The following is a 21,663-nucleotide window of genomic DNA, read 5'->3' on the forward strand; positions in this document are numbered from 1 at the left end:
TGCCTCCCTTTCCCCCTTCTTTCTATTGGAGCGCTCCGCCATGTCCATGCCCCTTGTCTTCATCGACGGTGACCAAGGCACCACCGGCCTGCAGATCCACGAACGCCTGCGCGGCCATATCGATCGGCAGGATCTGGAACTGCTGACCCTGCCCGCAGACGCCCGCAAAGACCCGCAGCGCCGCGCCGAGGCCATCAACGCGTGCGACATCGCCATCCTGTGTCTACCCGATGCGGCTGCGCGCGAGGCGGTGGCGTCCATCGTCAACCCGGATGTGCGTGTGATCGACGCCAGCTCCGCACATCGCACCACGCCGGGCTGGACGTACGGCTTTCCGGAGTTGAGCGAGGGACAGGCGCAACGCATTGCTACAGCATCGCGCGTGACCAACCCGGGGTGCTATCCGACCGGCGCGATTGGCCTGCTTGGCCCGCTGGTGTACGCGGGTCTGGTGCCGGCCGATTACCCGATCAGTATTCACGCCGTGTCTGGCTACTCGGGCGGCGGGCGCGCTCGCGTGGAAGAGCACGAGGGGCCGAACGCCACGCACGCGCTACCGTTCCAGGTGTACGGGCTTGGCCTGGCGCACAAGCACGTGCCGGAGATCCAGCAGCACGCCGGGCTCTTGCAGCGGCCGATGTTCGTGCCCGCGTATGGCGCGTATCGCCAGGGCATCGTGCTGACGGTGCCGCTGGAGCTGCGCCTGCTGGCACCCGGCGTTGATGCAGCCAGGCTGCACGCGTGCCTGGCTGACCACTACGCCGGCGCGCAGCATGTGGAGGTCATGCCGCTGCAGGCGTCATCCACCCTGCCGCATCTGGACCCGCAGGCGCTCAATGGCACCAACGACATGCGCCTGGGCGTGTTCACCAACGGCCACGGCCAGGTCCTGCTGACGGCGGTGTTCGACAACCTCGGCAAGGGCGCCTCAGGTGCGGCGGTGCAGAACCTGGAGCTGATGCTGGCGCGCGCCTGAGGCGGTCCTCACCAGCGCCTCGCGATGCCTGCTTCCTGGGGCGTCGTGGACGCCGGCAGGTAGTGGGAAACTGAATGGAAGGCATCGCAACATTTAATTGGTCGATTGTTGCCGACTTCGCTATCGTCAACGCCGCCCGCGTACGAACCGCCCGATGCTGTTTGCGCCCGGGGCCGGACCAACCCATTGCCTGGATGCAGTATGTCTAAAACAACGTATTACGCGCCGCATGGCGGCCACCCGCCGCAGACCGATCTGCTGACCGATCGCGCGATGTTCACCGAGGCGTACGCGGTGATCCCCAAGGGGGTGATGCGCGACATCGTCACGAGCTGGCTGCCGTTCTGGTCGAACACGCGCCTGTGGGTGATCGCCCGCCCGCTGTCGGGGTTTGCGGAAACCTTCTCGCAGTACATCGTTGAAGTGAACCCGGGCGGCGGCAGCGACAAGCCCGAGCAGGACAAGAACGCCGAAGCCGTGTTGTTCGTCGTCGAAGGCGAAGCCGAGCTGACGCTGCAAGGCAAGAAGCACACGCTCAAGCCGGGTGGCTACGCATTCATTCCGCCGGGCGCGGACTGGACGCTGCACAACGTGAGCGATGCTGCCGTGCGCTTCCACTGGATCCGCAAGCACTACCAGGTCGTCGACGGCATTCCGCTGCCGGAGGCGTTCGTGACCAACGAGCAGGACGTCGAGCCGATCCCGATGCCGGGCACCAACGGCGCCTGGGTGACGACGCGCTTTGTCGACATGAGCGACATGCGCCACGACATGCACGTGAACATCGTGACGTTCGAGCCGGGCGGCGTGATCCCGTTTGCGGAAACGCACGTGATGGAGCATGGCCTGTACGTGCTCGAAGGCAAGGCCGTCTATCGCCTGAACCAGGACTGGGTTGAGGTGGAGGCGGGCGACTTCATGTGGCTGCGCGCGTTCTGCCCGCAGGCATGCTATTCGGGTGGCCCTGGCCGCTTCCGCTACCTGCTGTACAAGGATGTGAACCGTCACATGAACCTGACCCTGAACCCGACGCGCTAAGCGTCGCAGAGGTCGGAAAGAAACCAGCCCGCCGGTGCAAGCCGGTGGGCTTTTTTCATGGCTGGCGCCGCTGGTGTTGCGCCTGCTTGCCGCATCTACCTGCGTGTTGCCACCATGAACAGGCGCGGGAACGGCAACAACACTGTGCCATCGTCGAGTGCCGGATAGGCCTTGGCGATCTCCTCGCGATAGCGTGCGAGGAAGGCGGGCTGCTCGTCCTCATTCAATGCCGCCAGGAAGGGCCGCAGCGCACTGCCCTTGAACCATTCGACCACCGCATCCGCGCCGTCGTGGAGCGGGTGGTAATACGTGGTGCGCCACACATCCACGCGCGAGCACAGTGGTTGCAGCAACGCATAGTACCGGCGCGCATCAAAGCGCTCGGTCCGCTCAACGCCCTTGAGCTTGCCGGCCCATGGCCCAGTGGCCGCCACTTCGCGCATCAGCCGGTGCGCCGGTTCATCCAGATTGTCGGGCATCTGCGCGGCAAGGTGGCCGCCCGCGGCAAGCTTGCCGACCAGCTTTGGCAGCAGCGTCTCGTGCGCGGGCAGCCATTGCAGCACCGCATTGGCGAGGATCAGGTCGTACGCGCCGGGCTCATCCCATGTTGCGATGTCGACGATGTCGAAGCGCACCTCGGGCAGACGCTTGCGTGCTGCCTGGATCATGTCGGCCGATGCGTCGATCCCGCGAATGGCCGCAGCGGGTGCGCGTGCCATCAACGCTTCCGTTGAGTTGGCAGGCCCGCAACCGATATCGATCGCGATGTGGATGGGGGTTGGCGGCACGGCGGCCAGCAGGTCTCGCACCGGCCGCGTGCGCTCGTCTTCAAACTGCACGTATTGCTTTGCGTACCAATCGTGTGGGGTCGTCACGGTGGTCTCCTCGTCGTTGGTTGCCCGATGTGGAAATTCTCCGGCTTCCCAATCGATCAGTAAAATGAATTCAATTTGTTGATTGATTCATCATTCTTATGAAGATCGACACGCTCGGTGTGCAGGCTTTTGTGGCGATTGCCGAGTACGGCAGCTTTACGCAGGCAGCCGATACGCTGCACGTCACGCAGACAGCCATCACGCAACGGCTGCGCAAACTGGAGGCATTCCTGGGCGTTGCGCTGGTGGAGCGCACCACGCGCCGCACGGAACTCACGGAAATCGGCCAGCGCTTCCTGCCGCAGGCACGGCGGCTGTTGAACGAGTTGTCCGATGCGCTCACGGAGATTCGCGAAACCGGCCTGAGCCAGCGCGGCGACATCACCATTGCCTGCGTGCCGACGGTGGGCGTGCAATACCTGCCGCGCATCCTGCGTGCGTTTTCCGCGCACCGGCCGCACGATCGCGTGAAGATTCTCGATCATGCCTCTGCCTCCGTGCTGCAGGCGGTGCTGCGGCGTGAAGCGGAATTCGGCATCAGCATCGCAGGCGATCAGCATCCTGAACTGACCAGCGTGCCGCTCACGAGCGACCCGTACGTGCTGATCTGCCGCGACGATCATCCGCTCGCCAAGCGACGCCGTATCCGCTGGGAGGCACTGCAACCGCATCCGCTGATCTTTGCCGGCGAGGTGAGCGGCAATCGCAGTCTGCTCGAAGGTGCGCTCAAGCGCAGCGGTGTGTCGCTGCATTCGTTCTACGAAGTCCAGCGCAGTTCAACGGCGCTTGGGCTCGTGGCCGAAGGGCTGGGCGCGGCAGTGGTGCCGCGGCTCGCGATCCAGAAGAACGCGTACCCGATGATCCGCACGATTGAGCTGGTCGAGCCGGAGGTATCGCGCACGTTGGTGCTCGTGACGCGCAGAGCGGCGCAGTTGTCGCCTGCCGCGCGTGCGCTCTACGAGAGGATCGTCGAGGAAGGCGCGACGCTGGCGCGCTGACGGGTGAGAAGGCCTGCCTGTCAGGGCAGGCGCCTCTCACTCGGGTTGCGCGCTTCATGCACGCGCGCTTTGCGGGTTGCTGGGGTACGTGGAATCGCCGCGCCATGCGAGCACACCACGCGTGTCCGCGCGTTGCTGGTCGGCGCCCTGCGCATACGGATCAAAACGGTCGCGCCTCCATGACAGATAGCCGTAGGTGTCGGCCTGACGATCCGCACCTTGCGTGAACGGATCGGCCTTGTCCTGCTTGTGCCCTTGCGTGTACGCGTCCACCTTGTCCAGGCGGCTTTGTCCTTGTGTATAGGGATCGGCGCTGCGGGCCGCTGCGACCGGCTGCGCTGCAAACAATGCGGCGGAGGCTGTCAGCGTGGCCAGCAGGGCGAGCGACAGGCGGCGGGGGCGTGCGAAGGAACGGGTGGTGTGCATGGTGAACTCCTCATGAGTGAGCGTGCGCCATCCGTGGATGGCAGTCCGACGGATCGCTTGCCGGATGGCATCGACCTCCCCTGTTGGTCGCGGTATCGATGCAAACCTGACACGGTTTCCATGAGAAACTTTTCGCGCCCGCCGGTATGCACAGATACGCAGGTCGTGCCGCAGTGGATGCAACCGTGGCCCAACGTGCGCTTCACCCAACACGCGCACCGTATGCGGCGCTCACGTCAGCTGCATCACCCCTTGCACACCCTGCCAGCCCACATACAGGCCAACGAGCGCAATCAACCCACCCGAGAAATACGGCGCCTTGCGCGCGAACTCGCCAAAGCCGCCCCAGCGCCGCGACACGTGCTTCACGCTCAGCGCCGCGAGCGCGCCCGAGGCAACCATCGTCAAGGCTAGGCCGATGCTGAAGCACAGCACCAGCGCCGCACCCAGGGTGATCTTCTTGAGCTGCAGGCACAGCAGCAGCACCGTGATGGACGCCGGGCACGGCACCAGCCCGCCGGTCAGGCCGACACGATGATCTGGCCGGTGGTCACCTCGCGGTTGGCGAAGCGGCGGCGGATGTCGTTGGCGTGCGCGCGCTCGTGCGCGTCTTCGTAGCCACCGGAAGACACATCCAGCCCGCCGTGGTCACGCGCGGCATGCGCGTGGTCGTGCTCGACGAACTCGACGTCATAGTCATGCCGATGGTGCGCGTGCCCAAGCGACAGGCGCGCCGTGAAGGCATGCGGCTCCGGAATGGTCTGCTCCGATTCGAGAAAGCCATCGCGCTGCACGAAGCTGAAAGCCTGCTGGGCGCCATCGGGCCGCTCGGTCACCACCTCCACCTGGTCGGCTGACCATGCGTGGCCGTGCGTACCTTCGCGCACCAGCCGGAAGCGCGGCGGTACGCCGTCTTCGAACACTTCCAGTCGGACCATGCCGTGGCCGGTATCGATGCGTTTGACCTCGTCGTGTTCATGATCGTGGTGATGGTCATGCGATGCGCGGGCGCTGCGCCACGTGCGCCACATCATCCACCCCGCCACCACAACGATCAGCACGGCAGAGGCCACCTGGAAGTACGGCTCCGTCGTCTCCGGATTCCAGTTGCGGCCGAAGTACAGCCCCGCCATCGCCACCGCCCACACCACCGCCGTGTGCGACACCGTGGCCGACAGCCCCAGCAGTACCGCTTGCGAGAGCGTGCCCCGGATGGCGACGATGAACGCCGCCATCATCGTCTTGGAGTGCCCCGGCTCCAAACCATGCAGGGCGCCGAGCAGGATGGCGCTGGGGACGAATAGCCAGGCATTGCCTTGCTGCAGAAGGGTGGCGAACGCGGTCATGGATGGATAGCCAGTGGTGAACTCAGGTGGGCGAACTATACTCCCCCCTAGTATATTGATGCTACCCTTCTGCGTCATTCACATTACCCCGATACCTGATCCATGGCCCATACCATCCGCGACAAAGCCAAGCTGCTGGCGCGTGTACGGCGCATCCAGGGGCAGGCGACTGCGCTGGAAAAACAACTCGGCGAAGAGGGGGATTGCACGGCCATCCTGCAGCAGATCGCGGCCATTCGTGGTGCGGTCAACGGGTTGATGGCGGCCGTCCTTGAAGGCCACCTGATGGATCACGTGGTCAAGGAGCCGACCGAGGCGCAGCGTCAAGAGGACTTCGACGCCGTGATGCAGGTGATCAAGTCGTACCTGAAGTAACGCAGCGCTCTCCCGTTCCCTTCCCATGACAATGCAAGCCGCCGAACACAACCTCCAGCACGCGCACGCCCTGCTCGACTGGAACCGCCGGCATCTGCGACACGACACGGTGCTCACCGAGGCCGTCATCGCTGAACGCTTTGCACAGCAGTTCACCGTGTTCGCAAACGGGCGGCACTACGATGCCAACTACGCGAACTACAAGGCGTTTCTTGAGGGCTTCAAGCAAACCATTGCGTCGATCGATTACAAGGTGACGCAGACGGTGGCGGATGCCGCAGGTGTGGTGCTTGGCATGCGCGCATCGGTCACGCGCACCCACGGTGCGGTCGACCAGTTCGAGGCCATGCTTCTGCTGCGCTTTGACGACGCAGGCAAGGTCAGCTTGTGGCACGAGGTGTATCTGCAGTCCCCACACGCGGCGGGCTGACGCTGAGCGAAGGCCGCGTGTCACTTGCGCGGTGCGGCCAACCTCGCTAACCTGCTGCAACGCCTTCGGCAAATTCTGATTCTTCGCATCCATGTCCCGACTTCACGCCACCTTCCTCGCCGCCGGCCGTCGCGCCCGCGTGGATGACGTGTGCGTGCAGCCTGGGCCCTTCCCTCCGCTTTCCCCACCTGCGGCCCCTCCGGGCCACGGCATGGTCGGCGCTCCGCCGCCGTGCCTGTTCGCTCGCGGCTGACCTTCAGCCGCTTCGTTTCCGGTTGACCTGATCCAGGCTCGGGCTTGAACCCGAGGCGGGCGCACGCCTGCGCGCCGGAACCCGACATTCCTTTTCGACAGGTGAGTGGTATGCGTTCCATGCGAGCCGCGCTGGCAGGGTCCGGCGCGACGGTGTTGTTCGTGCTGCTGTGGAGCAGCGGTGCAATCTTTGCGGAGATCGGGGTGCAGCATGTCCCGGCGTTCGCGTTTCTGGTGGGGCGGTTTGCGCTGGCCTCTTTGGTGCTGGCGGGGCTGGGCGTTCGGCGCGGGCGATGGTGGCCTGCGCCGGGCACGCGGTGGAAGGTCGCGGGCACCGGTGCGTTGCTGACCGGCGGCTATGCGATCTGCTATCTGCTGTCGCTCGACCGTGGGCTGACGCCGGGGCTGCTGGCCACGGTGCTCGGTGTGCAGCCGTTGCTGACGCTGTTGGCAACGGAGCGTGCGTGGTCAGCGCGACGCATGGCGGGCCTGGTGCTGGCGCTAGGTGGGCTCGCGCTTGTCGTGGGTGGTGCCAATGCGCAGCAGGTGCCGCTGGCTGGCCTTGGCTACGCGCTGGTGTCGCTGGCCAGCATGACGGTGGGGGCGATCTGGCAGAAGCGCTTGGGCCAGGCGCCGATTGACGTGCTGCCGCTGCAGAACGCGGTGAGCCTGGTGCTGTGCGCGGTTTTCCTGTTTGCGCAGCCGATGCCCAGTGCCTTCGTACCCAGCATGCCCGGCATCGTTGCCTTGCTGTGGATGGGCGTGGTCATGTCAGTGGGTGCGCAACTGCAGTTCTACCGGCTCATGCAGCGCGGCAACCTCGTCAACGTGACGAGCCTGTTCTACCTCGTGCCGGTGGTGACGGCGCTGCTGGATGACGTGGTCCTGGGCCATCGCCTTTCCACTGTGGCGATGGCGGGCATGGGGATGATCCTGCTGGGGTTGGCGGTGGTGTTTCGCGCGCAGCGATAGGTGATGTGCGGCGGCTGCCTTCAGACTTGTGCTTGTGCCTGGGGCAGCCGCACCGTCACCCGCAGCCCACCCGTGAGGCTCTTTGCATCCTCCAGCAGCACCTCCCCGCCCAGCCGTTGCACTACCGTGCTCACGATCGACAGCCCGAGCCCCGAGCCCGTCGCCTCGTTGCCGAGCACACGGTAGAACGGATCAAACACGCGCGCACGTTCCTCCGTGGGGATGCCGGGGCCGCTGTCCTGCACGGCAATGGACACCACGCGGGCTTCGGTGGTGATCGACAGGTCGATGCTGCCGCCGTCCGGCGTGTAGCGGATGGCGTTGTCCACCAGGTTGCGCACGACGACGAAGAGGTCGAGCTCGTTGGCATGCACGCGGGCGTCGGCTTCGGTGGTGACGCCCAGGTCCAGCCGCTTGGCTTCGGCCAGTGGCATCAGGTCTTCGAGCACGTTGCGGAAGATGCGCTGGACGGAGACGGTGCTCTCCGGCACGCCGGTGGCTTCCTGTGCGCGGGCCAAGGCGAGCAATTGCTCCAGCAACCCACGGCTGCGCTCGATGCCCTGGCGTAGCGTGGCCAGGCGCTCGTTGGCTTCGGCAGACATCGGCGCCTGCCCGAGCCGCTCCGCCTGCAGCGACAGTGCGGTGAGCGGCGTGCGCAGTTCGTGCGCGGCATCGGCCACGAAGCGGTGCTGCGCTTCCATCGATTGCCCCACGCGCGCCAGCAACCGGTTGATGGCCACCACGAAGGGGCGCACCTCGTCGGGTACGGCCTCGGGCGCAATGGCGTGCAGTTGGCGCTCGTCGCGCTGGTCCACCTCATGCGCGAGGCGCTTGATGGGCGCGAACATCTTGCGCAATACGTCAGCCACTGCCAGCAGCAGGATCGGCGCCAGGATCACGAAGGGCATCAGCGTGCGGACGGCGCTGTCGCGTGCGGTCTCGTCGCGCACGGCGGTTTCCTGCGCGACGGCAATGCGCTGGCCGTTGTCGAGGGTGCGTACCCATACGCGGTATTCGCGCTTGCCGGCGTGCGCGGTCTGCATGCCGTCCACCAGGTCAGGCGGAAACGCCAGACGCGGTGCGGGCGTACCGGCCGCAACCATGCCATCCGCGCCAGGCAGCACCTGCACGATCACGCGGGCTTCCTGATCGGAAACGGGTGGAGCGCTTTCGGGACTCGCGGGCGGCGCGGGCAGATGCTCGGGGTCGAACATCGCGCCCACTTGGCGCAGCACGTCGTCCTGCAGTTCATGCGCCTCGCTGAAGGCGGAAACGAACGCAAAGCCGCCCGCCAGCACCGCCATGCCGATGATGATGATCGACAGCCACAGCGACAGCCGCCGCTGTAGCGACGCTCTCACCCACCCTTTGACACCATCCATCCCACGCCCCTGATGTTCTTGATGGCCTCCGCGCCGAGCTTTTTGCGCAGCGCGTGGATGAGGAATTCGACCGCGTTGCTGGCCACCTCGTGGCCCCAGCCATAGATGCGCTCTTCCAGCTCCGAGCGTGAGAGGATGGCGCCCGGGCGCAGCATGAGCGCCTGCAGCAGCGCAAACTCGCGTGCGGACAAACGTACCGGCTCGCCATCGCCCATGCGCGCTTCGTGCGCGGCCGGGTCGAGCGTGAGCAGGCCGTTGGTCAGCACGGGGGCGGCGGCACCGCCTTTGCGGCGCAGCACCGCGCGCATGCGGGCCAGCAGTTCGGCCATCTCGAAGGGTTTGAGAACGTAGTCGTCGGCGCCCCCATCCAGGCCGCGCACGCGCTCGTCCAGTGCATCCCGCGCGGTCAGGATCAGCACCGGCACCGGGTTGTCGCGGGCACGCAGCGCGCTGAGTACGGCGTGGCCATCCTTGCCCGGCAGGCCGAGGTCGAGCAGCAGCACGTCGTAGTGTTGATGCGCGGCCACGTCCAGCGCGGTCTGGCCGTTGCGCACCCAGTCCACCGCATAGGCGGCGTCGCGCAGCGCGGCATCCACGGCCGCGCCGATCATCGGGTCGTCTTCAACAAGGAGAACGCGCATTCGGTTTCTGGTGGTGGCTCAAGCAGACTGCATGGCATCGCGCCGCGCCTGCCAGCTCGTATAGCCGATGGTGATGAGCAGGATCGCGAGTAGCACCAGTGATGCGCCCGCCGTGCCCAGGTTCATGCCGCCCGCGCTGATCGGCTTGGTCAGCAGGTCACCGCCCGTGGCGCCCAGCGGCCGTGTCAGCACGAAGGCCATCCAGAACAGCGCCACACGCGAGATGCCGGTCAGATAATACGCCGCCACGATCAGCGCAATCACGCTGGCAATCAGCAGCGCCCCACCCGCAAAACCCAGCCCCGACGAATCCGCCAGGAAGTCGCCCAGCGCCGTGCCCAACGTGTTGGACACGAGGATGGCGCCCCAGTACAGCAGCTCCTGCTTGCCGCTGCGCACGTTCGCGATCGACAGCGATTTCTGGCTCAGTTTCCAGTAGACAAGCACCGCACACAGCAGGCTGGCGAGAATGGTCGAGCCCGTGGCGTAGCCCAGCCCCAGCGTGCGGTCCATGAAGTCCGACAGTGTGGTGCCGGCCGTGCTGGTCGAGAGGATCACCGCCCAATACAGCAGCGGGTGATACGCCTTGCTGCGCAGTTGCGCACCCAGCGTGACGAGGAACACGCCGATCAGCAGGATCGAACTGGCCGCGTAGCCGACCTTGAGCGTCATCGACAGCAGGTCGCCGGCGGTTTCGCCCAGGGTGGTGGCGCAAATCTTCATGATCCAGAACGCCAGTGTGATCTCGGGCAGTTTGCTGGGGAGAGTGCGGGATGTGGTCATGAGGATGTCCCTATCTTTGTGAAACCGAAGAATCGTGTGGGGTGTCCGCCGTGTGCTCCAGCGCCGACAGGTAGGCCACGAGCCCCACGACCACCGCCAGGAAGAGCGCGTTGACGGCGCCGGTGCTTAGGCCCAGGCCGCCGTTGGCCTCGGGCTGGGCGAGCAGGTCGCGGCAGGCGGCACCCAGCGGGCGCGTCATCACGAAGGCCCACCAGAACGTGGGCGCGGCACCCGCGCCAAAGCCGAAGCGCGCCATGGCCGCCACGGCAACCAGCACGCCAAAACCCAGCGCCGATTGCGCATAGCCGAGGCGCAGGCCCTCGATCAGCCAGTCGCCGCATGCAGTGCCGAGCGCAAAGGCCAGCAGCACCGCCAGCCAGTAGAAGCGCTCACGTGCGGGGGTGTCGACGGCATCCAGGGCGAGCGTGCCCGCGCGGCGGTGCCAGAGCACCAGCGTGGCCAGCAGCGCCACTGACAACACCACCGTCGACGCGCTTGGCGGCAGGCCTGCGCGTGCCGTGAGCAGATCGACGGCGAGCGTGCCGAACACGCTCGCCAGCAGCAACGTGATCCAGTACAGCCACGGCAGGTAGTGGTGCGTGCGGAGCTGGCCCCCCAACGCCGCCGCAAACAGCGCGCCCATGACGACGGTCGTGCCGCCCAGCCCCAACTGCCAGCCGAGGTTGAGCGCATCGGCCGCAGCCGCCCCCACCGTTGTGGACATCATCTTCATGATCCAGAACAGTGCGGTGACTTCGGGCACCTTGTTGCGCCGGCCGAGGTGTGATGCGGCGTCCATATGCGAGCGGAGGTTGGGGGATTCCGCCGCAGTCTGCCTGGCCAGACTTAGATGCCCCATAGATGGGGATGCGATGTGGTGTCACCACATGGCTATCTATGAGGCGCGCGGCGCTGCACGAGCGCGCCGCCCTCTCCCCGCTAGGTGCTGAGGCTTGAGCGAGGGTGGACCGCGCTCAGCCGCCCAGCTTGTCGAGCAGGCTGTACCACGCCACGCCCGCCGCAATGTAGAAGCGCTGCAGCCCATGCAGCGGGATCGGCGTGATGGGCGACACGGGATACGGAAACGCTTCGCCACTGCCAGTCAGCCGCGCGGCGATGTGCTGGCCCAGGCTGGTGCATAGCGCAATGCCGCGCCCGTTGCAGCCAAGCGCCATCGTCACGCCCGGTGCGGGTTCGTGAATGTGCGGCATGAAATCCCGCGTGATGGCAATGCGGCCAGCCCAGCGGTACTCATACTCCAGCGGCCCCAACTGCGGAAACAGCAGCTCCAGTGAGCGTTCGAGGTGTGCAAAATCCTGCGCGTTGCGCGGCTCGGCAAAAAAGCCGCGTCCACCCATCAGCAGGCGCCCGGCTGCGTCTTTGCGGAAATACAGCAGCAGCCGTTGCGAGGTGGAAGCTGTCTCGCCGCGCGCCAGGATCGCTTGCGCATCCGCCGTCTTGAGCGGCTTGGTCGCGACGATGAAGCTGTTGGCGGAGAGTACGGTCTGTGCCAACCCGGGCCACAACGGGCCGGTGTAGCCGTTGGTGGCGATCACCACGCGCTGTGCACGTACCAGCGCGCCGGTACTGGTGGTGGCGATCCACTGCGTGCCTTGCCGCTCCAGTCCGGTCACGGCGGTGTGCCCGTGCACGGCAGCGCCCGCTTGCTGTGCGGCGCGCACCAGACCGCGCGCATATCCCATCGGCTGGATGGCACCCGCGCGGCCGTCGAGCCACGCGCCCGCAAACGCTTCGGTGCCAACCCGTTTGGCGACGGCAGTACGGTCGAGCATTTCCACCGGCACGCCGCGCTTCTCCCATTGCCGTGCGCGCGCATGCAGCGCCGGTACTGCCTTGTCCGAGTAGGAGAGCTGCAGCCACCCTGCGCGCACCGGCTGGCAGTCGATCTGGTGCCGCTCGATCAGATCGAACACCAGATCGGCCGAGCGAGAAACGGCATCGATCAACGGCTCGGCACGTGCGGCGCCGAACAGGCTTACCAGCTCATCCGGGTCGTGCTTGAGTGTTGGGTTGACCTGCCCGCCGTTGCGCCCGGAGGCGCCCCAGCCCGGGTCGTTGGCTTCGAGCACGATGACGTTGGTGCCGCGCTCAGCCAGATGCAGCGCGGTAGACAGCCCTGTGTATCCACCGCCGATGACGAGCACGTCGGTGCTGGTCGAATCCAGCAACGGCGGCGTGGGTGGTGCGGCTGGTGCCGTGGCAGCCCACAGCGACGGCGGCAGAGGCTCGCCGCCGAAAGAACCGGATGCGATGTCGAGTTGCGGCTGCGTCATGGCACAAGGTCTCCGGCCGTGGCATCCGCGGGCTTGTGCAGCACGCGACGCAGAAAGTCTTGCGTACGCGGCTGGCGCGGCGCGCCCAGCACCTGCGCGGACGGCCCTTCCTCGACGATGGTGCCGCTGTGCAGGAAGCACACGCGGTCAGCCACCTCGCGCGCAAAGCCCATCTCGTGCGTGACGACGATCATCGTCATACCTTCGCGGGCAAGTGCGCGCATCACTTCCAGTACATCGCCAACGAGTTCCGGGTCCAACGCAGACGTCGGCTCGTCAAACAGCATCGCCTCGGGTTCCATCGCCAGCGCGCGGGCAATCGCCACGCGTTGCTGCTGACCGCCGGAGAGTTGGTTCGGAAACGCCTGCGCCTTGGCGGCCAGGCCCACCTTTTCCAGCAACGTCATCGCCTTGGCGCGTGCAGCTTCCGGGCGTTCACCCTTCACGTAGACGGGGCCTTCCATCACGTTCTCCAGCACGCTGCGGTGCGGGAAGAGATTGAAGCGCTGGAACACCATGCCCATGCGGCTGCGCAGCGTGTGGATGGATTTGCTGTTGCGGTCGACACGTTCGCCGAACGCGCGGATCTCGCCGCCGTCATACGACTCCAGCCCGTTGATGCAACGCAGGACGGTCGACTTGCCCGAGCCCGATGGGCCGATCAGGCAGACGACTTCGCCCTTGTCCACGTGCAGGCTCACGCCGCGCAGCACGTGGTGGTCACCAAAGTGCTTCTGCAGATCACGGATCTCGATCATCGCTTGGCCCTCCCTGCGCCCATGCGGTGTTCAAGCCGGCGCAGGCAGTACACCAGCGGCAGGCTCATCACCAGATACAGCAGCGCCACCAGCGTGTAGACCGTCATGTTCTGGAACGTGGACGAGGCAATGAGCTGCCCGGCGCGCGTCATCTCCGCCACGGTGATGGTGGACACCAGCGATGAATCCTTGAGCATCATCACCAGCGTGTTGCCGTACGGCGGCAGCGCAATGCGAAACGCCTGCGGCAGGATCACGCGCCGCATGATGAGCGCGCCGCGCATGCCCATCGCCTCGGCGGCTTCACGCTGGCCCGGGTCCACCGCTTCGATGCCGGCGCGGAAGTTCTCGGCCTGATACGCGGAATACGCAATGCCCAGCCCAATCACGCCCGCCTGGAACGCGGTGAGCTGAATGCCGATGTCCGGCAGCACGAAGTAGATATAGAAGAGCTGCACGATGATCGGCAGCCCGCGAATGACGTTGACGATGGTCGCCCCCGCCGTCGACACGGCCTTGATGGGCGACAACCGCATCAGCGCCAGGGCCAGCCCAATCACGCTGCTGAGCAGGAACGACAGCACGGTCACCTGCACCGTGACCACCGCCCCCTGCAACAGGATCGGCAGGAAGTCCTGCGCGTGTTCAATAAACGTTGCAACACTCATGACGCATCACCCGCTCAGATGCCCCACTTCTTCACGATGGCGTCCAGCGTGCCGTCGGCCTTGATCTTGGCGATGGCCTTGTTGATGCGGTTGAGCGTTTCGGTATCGCCCTTGCGCACCACCAGGCACACATCGCCCACGTTGGCGGGTTTGTAGTTGGGCGCGAGCTTCACGCCTTCGAAGGTTTTCTGGCGGATCTGGTACGCGATGATCGGTTGATCACCCAGGCCCGCCTTGATGCGACCCAGTGCCAGATCGCGCGTCATGTCGGCCACCGAGTCGTAGCTGCGCACTTCCTTGAAGATGCCCTTCTTGTTGAGCATGTCGAGGAACACCGTGCCCACCTGCGCACCCACCACTTCGCCCTTCAGGTCATCGAGCGTGGCGTAGTTCTTGGCGTCGTCGGCCTTGACGATCAGGCCCTCGCCGTACGAGTACACCGGGTCGGAAAAGTCCACCACCTGCGCGCGTGCCGGCGTCTTGAGCATCGCCGCCGAGATGATGTCGATCTTGTTGGACGTGAGCGACGGGATGAGCGCCGAGAACACCGTCTGCTGCACGTTCACGTTGAAGCCGCCGGCCTTGCCCACGGCCGTGACGGTGTCGACCATCATCCCCTGGATGGAGTTGGTCTTCACATCGAGGAAGGTGAACGGCACGCCCGTGGCCGTGGCGCCCACGTTGTAGGTGTGCGCACTACCCTGCGCCCAGGCGAACGATGCGGTGCCGAGCATGCACAGAACGAGTGCGGCGCGACGGAAAGTGGTGACAACAGACATGGCAACCCTCCAAGCAACGAAAAGAAGACGCACCCCGAATGTGAATCGACGGGGTCCGGTTCAGCCTTATGCAATGCGTGTGCCAATATTCGAGCGTGTTGCATCGACCTATAATTGTGGAAAACCACTAATCGACGCATATGAATTGATATGCGATTCTTTGGTCATCTCAAGACCGTGTACAAGCCACTCAGGCGCCACTTCCATGACTGACACCGACGACGCGCCCAACCTGCTGTTCAACCAGTCGCTGGAGAAGGGGCTGGCCGTGCTGGGCGCCTTCAACGCACAGCGCCGCACCATGACGATTGCCGAAGTGGCCGCCGCCGTGAGCATCAACAAAAGCTCGGCGCAGCGCATGGTCTACACGCTGGAGCAGCTCGGCTACCTGCGCAAGCACCCGCAAACGCGCCGCTACCAACTCACCCCGGCGGTCATGAAGATCGGCTTCAACTACCTGGCTGCCGACACGCTCATCGACGTGGCCAACCCGTTTCTTTCCGAGCTGACCAAGGTGACCACGGAAACGTCCTGCCTGACCGAGCCCGACCAGGACGAGATGGTGTACGTGGCCCGCTTTGTGAGCGCGCATTTCGTGCCGGTGCACATGCCTATCGGCAGCCGCATCCCGATGTACTGCACGGCATCCGGCCGCGCCTACCTGGCCGCACTGCCCGTGCCCGAGGCGCTGGCCATCGTCGAGAAATCGCACCGCGTTGCGCACACCATGCACACGCGCACCGAGGTGGCCGACATCATGGAAACGCTGCGCGAAACCCGCCAGCGTGGCTACGCCATCAATCGCGAAGAACTGTTCCTCGGCGACATGACCATCGCCGCGCCCATCGTGAGCGGCAACGGGCGGGCGCTGGGCGCGATTCACCTCGTCGCGCCCACCGGGCGTTGGACGCCGGAGGAGATGGAGAACAAGCTGGGGCCGGCGCTGCTGCAATCGGCGCGGGCGATCTGCACGTCGGTGCGGGCGCTGGGGTAGCGCCGTGGCGCCCCGAGTTATGCCTTGGGCGCCTTCACCAGCAACACCGGGCACTCGGCATGGGCAACCACGCGCCCAGCTACGGACCCCATGACGGCCTCCACAAACACGCCGCGTCCGTGCGAGCCGATGACGATGGCTGCCGCCCCCACGGTTTTGGCGTGATGCACGATGCGCTCCGGCGGGAAGCCCACCAGCGCGTGCGTCTCGAACGGTACGCCGGCCTCGGTCAGGATGGCGCACACCGTGCGCATCGCACCGCTACTCTCCTCTGCATACCAAGCGTCAACTTCAGCCTTGCCGACCAGCGATTTGATATCGCCCGACAAGTCGGGCATGCAGTGCACCACGTGTACAACGACATCGCTGCCAAACAGCGTTTTGTCGGCAATGCAGCGCGCAGCGGCGTCGGAATAGCGCGAACCGTCTGTTGCCAGCACCAGGGTTTTCATGTGGCCTCCGTGTCGTGTTTTGCGCCCGTCGGGATGCGCGGGCGGTACGCACTCCCAAGGTAAAGCCTGCAGGGAACGGCACGTTGATACGCGTCAATCCTTTGGGCTGGGTGCGGCAGCGCCGTCAACGTTCTCCAAGAAAGCAGGCAGAATGCATCGGTTCACCCGATTCCTTGCATGACATGACGACGCCCACGCCAACGATCCACGACTTCCCCCTTCAGGCCACCGACAAGCTCCGCTACGGCGACACCGACCGCCAGGGCCACATCAACAACGCCGTCTTCGCCACGTATCTGGAAACCGGCCGCGTCGAACTGCTCTTCAACCCCGACAACCCGCTGGCTGCACCCGGCTGCGAGTTCGTCATCGCCCAGCTTGTGCTCGACTTCCGCAACGAGATCCTCTGGCCCGGCTCGGTGCAGATCGGCACGCGTGTGGCCCACATCGGGCGTAGCTCGGTCAAGCTTGAGCAGGCCATCTTCCAGAGCGGCCGCTGCGCTGCGACCTCGCAGTCGGTGATCGTGCAGATTGACATCGCTACGCGCCAATCGGCCGCGATTACCGATAGCACACGTGCACGGCTGACCGCGCTCGTCGTCACCCCTGCCGGCGCAGAAACCGAGTAAGTGAACAGGCGTCGCGTGACGCCAAGTCGACGCAAACGACAGCGCGCGAAAATTTTTAACTTTGTTTGCGCTCTCGCCGCTTGCCGGTGGGAAGATGGCTCTCCCTGTTCAATCACGCGGAGGTGACCATGGGACTGTTGGATGAAGTGGGCAAGATCGCTGGCGCCGTCGCCGCTGTTGAAGCCACCGAGAAAGTCGATCCGGATGCCGGCCTGCTGACCAAGGCTGTTGCCGCCGTTGCCGGCTTCAAGGGCGCAGGCGCGCTGGAAGAGATGGTGGAAAAGAAAGACGAAGCCAAGGCTGAAGGCGCCGAGGCTGCTCCGGAAGATGGGGCCGCGCCGCAGGCTTGATTCGCTTGCAGGCTCGAAAGGATTTGGGGGACCCCGCCGGTTGGCGGGGTTTTTGTTTCTCTGGGATTATTTCCGGAGTATGCCTAGATGACCTGCTGGTTACAGTATTGAATCAGCCTTCGAGACCATTCGCCCTGTATCTATATTTGGACCGATAGGTCTCCGCTATTGTTATTTGTGCTTTAAAAGCTAAACCGAGTAGGATATGGCCCCCACTTTGGGGTTAATTACTTTGGCGATTCCCTGCTGCTTGCAAACATCTTGTCACTCACTTAGAGTGGTCGAGCTCTCCGGATTTGCCGCAGAGGAACGTCACAGGTTGTCAAGCTGAATCGGACTGCAACGTAGGCAGATCTGAGACAGTGACAACAACCAGACCGCGATTTCCGTCATTCGGAACTCCAAGTCGATGTTGACATGATACGTCATCTCTAACATTAGCGGCCAAAGCCCAGCACCAGATGCTGGGTGAGATAATGTAAAGAACATTGCGGTATATCCGGGGGAGCGGCTATGGATTGCCGCCAACCATCGCTCCCTCGGTTTGCTAGTAAAAGCGATGATGATTTCAAGCGATTGGTATCGGCGTCGGCGCTATATTCACTTTGATCCCCCCATTGGGGAGAAGGCCGCGCATGCGGTTGTATCCTCTCCGGCGCGTGTCGCTGCGCATGCATTTTATCCGCTCATCAGATTCACCATTAAAAGCAAGAAGGTGAAGTGGGATAAGGCAACGAAGATACTTGTTTCAAAAGAGAAAGAGAGAAACGTCAGCTATGCGGCTCATCTCGATAGTCATATCTACGCATACTATGCGCTCCTGCTGGGTGAGTGCTATGAAGCATACCTAGAAAAATCCGGCTTCTCGTCTGCGGTGCTCGCATTTAGGCGACTCGGAAAAAACAACATTCACTTTGCGCGCGATGCTTTTGATGCAATTCGAGCCGTCGGTGAGTGCGATGTTATCGCTTCGGATTTTAGTGATTTCTTTGGAAATCTAGATCACGCCGTCTTGAAGGCGAAATGGTCGGCTGTCCTTAGTGCGGGCTCTTTGCCATCCGACCACTATAGTGTTTATAAATCACTGACCAAGTACACGTTTGTCGAAAAGCGCTACCTATATGCGGCCCTAGGCATATCACAGCACAATCCTCATGCTGCAGGTTTTCGAGTCTGCAAGCCGGAGGAATTTAGAGATATCGTGAGGGGGTTGAAGCTAATTCAACGGCATACCGACAAACGCGGAATTCCGCAAGGCACTCCGATTAGCGCGATGTTGTCTAACATCTACATGATCGATTTCGATCAAGCTATGTGGACTGCTGCGAGTGAGGCTGGTGGACGATACTTTCGGTACTGTGATGACATATTAATCATTGTTCCAAAGGGTGCTGGGGCATCGTTTAGGAAATTAGCAGAAACTATGGCCGCAGCGCATCATCTTCCTCTTCATCCAGAAAAAACAGATGAGCGGTTCTTCCGGATGACGCCGAAAGGATTGAGCTCAGCGAAGCCGCTACAGTATTTGGGTTTTATGTTCGACGGAAGAGACGTTTTTATCCGGTCGGCATCTCTTGCCAAGTACTCGGACCGAATGAGGCGCGGTGTGCGACTGGCACGAGCAACCATGCGGCGTCGAAATGAACTTCGTGTGGCACGTGGCGAAGCCCCACGTGATCTCTATGTAGGCAAGTTGTACAAGAGATACTCTTATCTCGGGCGAAGAAACTTCATCTCATATGCGATTAGAGCTTCCGAGATAATTGGGACGAAAACTATAAAACGCCAAGTAAAGCCGTTGTGGGGGAGATTGAAAGGCGCAATGCGAATTTAGAGAGACGGCATAAAAGTTCATGAAGATTCGTCTCACCTTCCTGAAAGTGCACGGCGCAAAGCTATAATCCTTACCGTCACCGCCTTTGCGGTGACCGGGTTTCGCAGCCCTTCCACATACCTCAGACGGACAGCCGCCTTAGCGCGGCGTTTTCATGTCCGGTGCTTGCGCACGCCTATGCTTTCAGCGGCGGGCCGGGCAGGGAGACCTTCGGGTCTGCCGGTTTCCTGAGGTGGCCGGTCTGCGAACCCTGTCGTCGGGCCCGCCACCCTCGTTCGCAGCGAATGGCGGGTCTCCTGCAATCACCTCAGGAGGCCACATGGCTACCGCACTCAGCGGGCATCGCCCCGCGTCTTACCCTTCCCCACCCCCTTGGCGTTCAGCGCGTCACGTTTTGGGAGGCCGCCCATGACGCCCAGCAAACGCCGCATCTACCTAACCGGCGCACTGGCGGCGCGGGACTTTCTCTGCCGCACGCAATCCGACTTGCACCGGCATCAGCGGTACGAGCCGAACGTGCTGCGTTGGGAAATGGCGTTTTCGGGCATGCACCCGCCCGAGTACCGGGCAGGCTTTCTCGATGCCATCGGCGCGTTTGTGCTGATGACGTTGGAAGGCTGTCAGGTGAACCCTGAAACGTGGGAAGTGCTCACCGCCGTAGAGCGGGCTGGCGAAAGCCGGTAAGAACCAGAGGGACGTATCCCCGAGACGGGCGGGGATGCCGGTAACAAGCCACCAGCCAACAACGGTGTCCCAAGAAACACCATGCAGTGCCCTGTGGCATGCTGAGCCCCGCAGATTTCTGACGCAGTCCAGCGGGAGCTGTTTTGAAGATCGACCACATCGCCTTCGCCGCGCAATCTCTCGTCCAGGCGCACGCGTATGCCTGGCAGATGTTCGGCGTGAAGCTGCCAGCCGGCGGCAAGCATCCCTTGATGGGAACGCACAACCTGGTGACCCGGATTGCGCCGGGCATCTTCCTCGAATTCATTGCCATTGACCCGGAGGCGCCTGCGCCAAACCGGACCCGCTGGTTTGCGCTGGACCGTCTTACGCAGGACGGCAAGCTGGAAGACGCGCCCCGGTTGTTTGGCTGGGTTGCCAGCCTTCCCGGTTTGGCGCGCAACGCGATCGACGCATCGCAACACGAGTTGCTTGAGGTGTCGCGTGGAGATCTGCGATGGCACTTCTTCCACCGCAAAGACGGCGAGGCGGAAGCGGCCGGATGCCTGCCGGCCATGATCGACTGGGCCGGAGGCAAGAGCCCCGTTGACAACATGCAGGATGTCGGCCTCCACCTGAACCAATTCCGGCTCGCGCATCCGGAGATGGCCGCCATTCGCGCCAAGCTGGATGAACTGGGCTGGAATGCCGACAGCCCGGAGAATCGGTATGTCGCATTTGCCGATGCGGCGCGGCCAGCATTGACACTCGTGCTCGACACCCCGAATGGGCGCGTGCAGATCGAAGGCGGTGGCGTGTAACAGCACGCGCGGGCCGGTCAGGCCGCGCGATCCCAACCGGTTCCGATCACGCGCCGCTCTCCGACCCGGTGCCGCGTAGAGAACCCTTCACGAATACATTGCCCCAACGCCTGCGCCGCAGCACTCGCACCCTGCGCAGGCAATAGCAGGCTGATCGCAAACATCGGCAGTTCCGGCAAGCCGGCTTCCGGCCCGAGGATGTCCAGGTCCGCCGGCACCGTCGGTGTGAGCCATGCGGTCACGGCCAGGCCGGTACGCACGGTGGCGGTGGTCGCTTCGATGTTGCCGCTCTCGAACACCGTGCGCCATTCGATGCCTTGCTCGCCCAGCACCTTGAGCACGCGGGCGCGGAAGGCGCAGCTCTCATCCACCATCGACAGCGGTAGCGGCCGCTTCGCATGCACGTTGCCGCCGCGTGCGCCCACCCATACCAACCGTTCCACGCACAGGCATTCACCGGTGGCTTCGTCCACCGGGGCTTCGATCACGGCAACGTCCAGTTCGCCGCGTGCGATGCCCTCCGCAAGCTCGGGTGAGGTGCCGCACACGATGGTCAACTCCACCGATGGCCACGCCTCGGTAAACGCCTTGAAGATGGGCGGGAAGATGGTGCCGACAAGGTCATACGGCACGCCCAGCCGCACCGGGCCCTGCAGCGGGCGCGCGGCCATGTCGGCCCAGACTTCGTCGTTGAGGGCGAGCAGGCGCTTGGCGCGGCCGAGGAAGCGCTCACCCGCGTGGGTGAGTTCGAGCCGCCGGCCATCGCGCTCGAACAGGCGGCATTCGAAGGCATCTTCGAGCCGCTTGATCTGCTGGCTGACGGCGCCCTGCGTGAGGTGCAGCGCGTTGGCGGCCACGGTCATGCTGGCGTTTTCCGCCACGGCAACGAAGGTGCGGACGAGGGTGATGTCGAGGTTCTTGGCCATC

General features: G+C 64.0%; 24 protein-coding genes and 1 pseudogene. 12 read left to right on the forward strand and 13 right to left on the reverse strand.

What is annotated here, in order from left to right; genetic code table 11:
- The first annotated feature begins 40 nt into the window (after positions 1 to 40).
- Together argC and ACS13N_RS07490 are read left to right on the forward strand one after the other, a co-directional pair.
- Positions 41 to 976 carry an N-acetyl-gamma-glutamyl-phosphate reductase gene (argC, locus tag ACS13N_RS07485; protein WP_438931066.1) on the forward strand — a complete coding sequence of 312 codons (936 nt, stop codon included), beginning with the start codon at positions 41 to 43 and terminating at the stop codon, positions 974 to 976.
- A gap of 201 nt (positions 977 to 1,177) precedes the next feature.
- A complete protein-coding gene (locus ACS13N_RS07490) occupies positions 1,178 to 2,014 on the forward strand; it encodes a bifunctional allantoicase/(S)-ureidoglycine aminohydrolase (protein WP_438931067.1) in 837 nt (278 codons plus the stop codon).
- Between the two features lie 95 nt (positions 2,015 to 2,109).
- Here the strand turns inward: ACS13N_RS07490 and tam are convergent, their stop codons facing one another.
- Positions 2,110 to 2,889 (reverse strand): trans-aconitate 2-methyltransferase, encoded by a 780-nt coding sequence (gene tam / locus ACS13N_RS07495; protein ID WP_438931068.1) that lies wholly within the window; start codon positions 2,887 to 2,889, stop codon positions 2,110 to 2,112.
- Positions 2,890 to 2,987: 98 nt separating this feature from the next.
- Between tam and ACS13N_RS07500 the strand changes: the two genes are divergently transcribed.
- The gene (locus ACS13N_RS07500) at positions 2,988 to 3,887 is read left to right on the forward strand and encodes a LysR family transcriptional regulator (RefSeq protein WP_438931069.1); all 900 of its coding nucleotides are present in this window, start codon (positions 2,988 to 2,990) and stop codon (positions 3,885 to 3,887) included.
- 54 nt (positions 3,888 to 3,941) lie between these two features.
- Here ACS13N_RS07500 and ACS13N_RS07505 read toward each other — a convergent pair whose 3' ends face one another.
- Complete coding sequence (locus tag ACS13N_RS07505) at positions 3,942 to 4,313, reverse strand: hypothetical protein (RefSeq protein WP_438931070.1); 372 nt, start codon at positions 4,311 to 4,313, stop codon at positions 3,942 to 3,944.
- Between the two features lie 231 nt (positions 4,314 to 4,544).
- Positions 4,545 to 5,659 (reverse strand): annotated as a pseudogene (locus ACS13N_RS07510) (nickel/cobalt efflux protein RcnA).
- A 102-nt stretch (positions 5,660 to 5,761) separates the two neighbouring features.
- Here ACS13N_RS07510 and ACS13N_RS07515 point away from each other — a divergent pair.
- The 3 genes from ACS13N_RS07515 (at position 5,762) to ACS13N_RS07525 (ending at position 7,688) form a co-directional block, all read left to right on the forward strand.
- Positions 5,762 to 6,034, forward strand: a complete 273-nt coding sequence (locus ACS13N_RS07515) for a metal/formaldehyde-sensitive transcriptional repressor (protein ID WP_048935252.1) — start codon at positions 5,762 to 5,764, stop codon at positions 6,032 to 6,034.
- 25 nt (positions 6,035 to 6,059) lie between these two features.
- Positions 6,060 to 6,464: a nuclear transport factor 2 family protein gene (locus ACS13N_RS07520; RefSeq protein ID WP_438931071.1), complete on the forward strand. Its 405-nt coding sequence runs from the start codon at positions 6,060 to 6,062 to the stop codon at positions 6,462 to 6,464.
- Between the two features lie 363 nt (positions 6,465 to 6,827).
- Positions 6,828 to 7,688 (forward strand): DMT family transporter, encoded by an 861-nt coding sequence (locus ACS13N_RS07525; protein WP_438931072.1) that lies wholly within the window; start codon positions 6,828 to 6,830, stop codon positions 7,686 to 7,688.
- 20 nt (positions 7,689 to 7,708) lie between these two features.
- Here the strand turns inward: ACS13N_RS07525 and ACS13N_RS07530 are convergent, their stop codons facing one another.
- From ACS13N_RS07530 to ACS13N_RS07565, 8 genes are all read right to left on the reverse strand, one after another.
- Positions 7,709 to 9,070, reverse strand: coding sequence for an ATP-binding protein (locus ACS13N_RS07530; RefSeq protein WP_438931073.1), 1,362 nt, complete (start codon positions 9,068 to 9,070; stop codon positions 7,709 to 7,711).
- Positions 9,046 to 9,711 carry a response regulator transcription factor gene (locus ACS13N_RS07535; protein WP_438931074.1) on the reverse strand — a complete coding sequence of 222 codons (666 nt, stop codon included), beginning with the start codon at positions 9,709 to 9,711 and terminating at the stop codon, positions 9,046 to 9,048. Before ACS13N_RS07535 ends, ACS13N_RS07530 begins: the two co-directional genes overlap by 25 nt.
- An 18-nt stretch (positions 9,712 to 9,729) precedes the next feature.
- Positions 9,730 to 10,494, reverse strand: coding sequence for a COG4705 family protein (locus tag ACS13N_RS07540; protein WP_438931075.1), 765 nt, complete (start codon positions 10,492 to 10,494; stop codon positions 9,730 to 9,732).
- A 10-nt stretch (positions 10,495 to 10,504) separates the two neighbouring features.
- Positions 10,505 to 11,293: a COG4705 family protein gene (locus tag ACS13N_RS07545; RefSeq protein ID WP_438931076.1), complete on the reverse strand. Its 789-nt coding sequence runs from the start codon at positions 11,291 to 11,293 to the stop codon at positions 10,505 to 10,507.
- Between the two features lie 175 nt (positions 11,294 to 11,468).
- Entirely contained in the window at positions 11,469 to 12,788 is a 1,320-nt protein-coding gene (locus ACS13N_RS07550; RefSeq protein ID WP_438931077.1) for an NAD(P)/FAD-dependent oxidoreductase, read from the reverse strand.
- Positions 12,785 to 13,546: an amino acid ABC transporter ATP-binding protein gene (locus ACS13N_RS07555; RefSeq protein WP_438931078.1), complete on the reverse strand. Its 762-nt coding sequence runs from the start codon at positions 13,544 to 13,546 to the stop codon at positions 12,785 to 12,787. The genes ACS13N_RS07550 and ACS13N_RS07555 overlap by 4 nt, the downstream gene beginning before the upstream one ends.
- Positions 13,543 to 14,214 (reverse strand): ectoine/hydroxyectoine ABC transporter permease subunit EhuD, encoded by a 672-nt coding sequence (gene ehuD, locus ACS13N_RS07560; protein ID WP_438931079.1) that lies wholly within the window; start codon positions 14,212 to 14,214, stop codon positions 13,543 to 13,545. Before ehuD ends, ACS13N_RS07555 begins: the two co-directional genes overlap by 4 nt.
- Before the next feature lie 14 nt (positions 14,215 to 14,228).
- Positions 14,229 to 14,993 carry an ABC transporter substrate-binding protein gene (locus ACS13N_RS07565; protein ID WP_021197018.1) on the reverse strand — a complete coding sequence of 255 codons (765 nt, stop codon included), beginning with the start codon at positions 14,991 to 14,993 and terminating at the stop codon, positions 14,229 to 14,231.
- A 205-nt stretch (positions 14,994 to 15,198) separates the two neighbouring features.
- Between ACS13N_RS07565 and ACS13N_RS07570 the strand changes: the two genes are divergently transcribed.
- Positions 15,199 to 15,987 carry an IclR family transcriptional regulator gene (locus tag ACS13N_RS07570; protein ID WP_438931080.1) on the forward strand — a complete coding sequence of 263 codons (789 nt, stop codon included), beginning with the start codon at positions 15,199 to 15,201 and terminating at the stop codon, positions 15,985 to 15,987.
- Positions 15,988 to 16,004: 17 nt separating this feature from the next.
- Here the strand turns inward: ACS13N_RS07570 and ACS13N_RS07575 are convergent, their stop codons facing one another.
- The gene (locus ACS13N_RS07575) at positions 16,005 to 16,439 is read right to left on the reverse strand and encodes a universal stress protein (RefSeq protein WP_438931081.1); all 435 of its coding nucleotides are present in this window, start codon (positions 16,437 to 16,439) and stop codon (positions 16,005 to 16,007) included.
- 182 nt (positions 16,440 to 16,621) lie between these two features.
- Here ACS13N_RS07575 and ACS13N_RS07580 point away from each other — a divergent pair, with 182 nt between their 5' ends.
- The 5 genes from ACS13N_RS07580 (at position 16,622) to ACS13N_RS07600 (ending at position 20,736) form a co-directional block, all read left to right on the forward strand.
- Complete coding sequence (locus ACS13N_RS07580) at positions 16,622 to 17,068, forward strand: acyl-CoA thioesterase (RefSeq protein WP_438931082.1); 447 nt, start codon at positions 16,622 to 16,624, stop codon at positions 17,066 to 17,068.
- Between the two features lie 128 nt (positions 17,069 to 17,196).
- Positions 17,197 to 17,418 (forward strand): hypothetical protein, encoded by a 222-nt coding sequence (locus ACS13N_RS07585; RefSeq protein ID WP_438931083.1) that lies wholly within the window; start codon positions 17,197 to 17,199, stop codon positions 17,416 to 17,418.
- 559 nt (positions 17,419 to 17,977) lie between these two features.
- Positions 17,978 to 19,252, forward strand: a complete 1,275-nt coding sequence (gene drt2 / locus ACS13N_RS07590; RefSeq protein WP_438931084.1) for an antiviral reverse transcriptase Drt2 — start codon at positions 17,978 to 17,980, stop codon at positions 19,250 to 19,252.
- Positions 19,253 to 19,660: 408 nt separating this feature from the next.
- On the forward strand, positions 19,661 to 19,936 hold the full coding sequence (locus ACS13N_RS07595) for a hypothetical protein (protein ID WP_021197012.1): 276 nt from the start codon (positions 19,661 to 19,663) through the stop codon (positions 19,934 to 19,936).
- Positions 19,937 to 20,079: 143 nt separating this feature from the next.
- Entirely contained in the window at positions 20,080 to 20,736 is a 657-nt protein-coding gene (locus ACS13N_RS07600) for a VOC family protein (RefSeq protein ID WP_438931085.1), read from the forward strand.
- Positions 20,737 to 20,753: 17 nt separating this feature from the next.
- On the opposite strand, the gene ACS13N_RS07605 is transcribed toward ACS13N_RS07600, so the two are convergent.
- A complete protein-coding gene (locus tag ACS13N_RS07605) occupies positions 20,754 to 21,662 on the reverse strand; it encodes a LysR substrate-binding domain-containing protein (RefSeq protein WP_438931086.1) in 909 nt (302 codons plus the stop codon).
- Position 21,663: the final 1 nt, after the last annotated feature.

This window comes from Ralstonia sp. 24A2 (assembly GCF_051783885.1).
GTDB lineage: Bacteria > Pseudomonadota > Gammaproteobacteria > Burkholderiales > Burkholderiaceae > Ralstonia.

What these genes read in the sequence shown, in the direction of transcription:
- ACS13N_RS07530 (WP_438931073.1), bottom strand. Translation starts at nt 9,070, where the DNA reads ATGGATGGTGTCAAAGGGTGGGTGAGAGCGTCGCTACAGCGGCGGCTG.
- ACS13N_RS07565 (WP_021197018.1), bottom strand. Translation starts at nt 14,993, where the DNA reads ATGTCTGTTGTCACCACTTTCCGTCGCGCCGCACTCGTTCTGTGCATG.
- ACS13N_RS07500 (WP_438931069.1), top strand. Translation starts at nt 2,988, where the DNA reads ATGAAGATCGACACGCTCGGTGTGCAGGCTTTTGTGGCGATTGCCGAG.
- ACS13N_RS07570 (WP_438931080.1), top strand. Translation starts at nt 15,199, where the DNA reads ATGACTGACACCGACGACGCGCCCAACCTGCTGTTCAACCAGTCGCTG.
- ACS13N_RS07520 (WP_438931071.1), top strand. Translation starts at nt 6,060, where the DNA reads ATGACAATGCAAGCCGCCGAACACAACCTCCAGCACGCGCACGCCCTG.
- ACS13N_RS07550 (WP_438931077.1), bottom strand. Translation starts at nt 12,788, where the DNA reads ATGACGCAGCCGCAACTCGACATCGCATCCGGTTCTTTCGGCGGCGAG.
- ACS13N_RS07505 (WP_438931070.1), bottom strand. Translation starts at nt 4,313, where the DNA reads ATGCACACCACCCGTTCCTTCGCACGCCCCCGCCGCCTGTCGCTCGCC.
- ACS13N_RS07525 (WP_438931072.1), top strand. Translation starts at nt 6,828, where the DNA reads ATGCGTTCCATGCGAGCCGCGCTGGCAGGGTCCGGCGCGACGGTGTTG.
- ACS13N_RS07605 (WP_438931086.1), bottom strand. Translation starts at nt 21,662, where the DNA reads ATGGCCAAGAACCTCGACATCACCCTCGTCCGCACCTTCGTTGCCGTG.
- ACS13N_RS07555 (WP_438931078.1), bottom strand. Translation starts at nt 13,546, where the DNA reads ATGATCGAGATCCGTGATCTGCAGAAGCACTTTGGTGACCACCACGTG.
- drt2 (WP_438931084.1), top strand. Translation starts at nt 17,978, where the DNA reads ATGATGATTTCAAGCGATTGGTATCGGCGTCGGCGCTATATTCACTTT.
- ACS13N_RS07540 (WP_438931075.1), bottom strand. Translation starts at nt 10,494, where the DNA reads ATGACCACATCCCGCACTCTCCCCAGCAAACTGCCCGAGATCACACTG.
- ACS13N_RS07580 (WP_438931082.1), top strand. Translation starts at nt 16,622, where the DNA reads ATGACGACGCCCACGCCAACGATCCACGACTTCCCCCTTCAGGCCACC.
- ACS13N_RS07515 (WP_048935252.1), top strand. Translation starts at nt 5,762, where the DNA reads ATGGCCCATACCATCCGCGACAAAGCCAAGCTGCTGGCGCGTGTACGG.
- argC (WP_438931066.1), top strand. Translation starts at nt 41, where the DNA reads ATGTCCATGCCCCTTGTCTTCATCGACGGTGACCAAGGCACCACCGGC.
- ACS13N_RS07490 (WP_438931067.1), top strand. Translation starts at nt 1,178, where the DNA reads ATGTCTAAAACAACGTATTACGCGCCGCATGGCGGCCACCCGCCGCAG.
- ACS13N_RS07585 (WP_438931083.1), top strand. Translation starts at nt 17,197, where the DNA reads ATGGGACTGTTGGATGAAGTGGGCAAGATCGCTGGCGCCGTCGCCGCT.
- ACS13N_RS07595 (WP_021197012.1), top strand. Translation starts at nt 19,661, where the DNA reads ATGACGCCCAGCAAACGCCGCATCTACCTAACCGGCGCACTGGCGGCG.
- ACS13N_RS07545 (WP_438931076.1), bottom strand. Translation starts at nt 11,293, where the DNA reads ATGGACGCCGCATCACACCTCGGCCGGCGCAACAAGGTGCCCGAAGTC.
- ehuD (WP_438931079.1), bottom strand. Translation starts at nt 14,214, where the DNA reads ATGAGTGTTGCAACGTTTATTGAACACGCGCAGGACTTCCTGCCGATC.
- ACS13N_RS07535 (WP_438931074.1), bottom strand. Translation starts at nt 9,711, where the DNA reads ATGCGCGTTCTCCTTGTTGAAGACGACCCGATGATCGGCGCGGCCGTG.
- ACS13N_RS07575 (WP_438931081.1), bottom strand. Translation starts at nt 16,439, where the DNA reads ATGAAAACCCTGGTGCTGGCAACAGACGGTTCGCGCTATTCCGACGCC.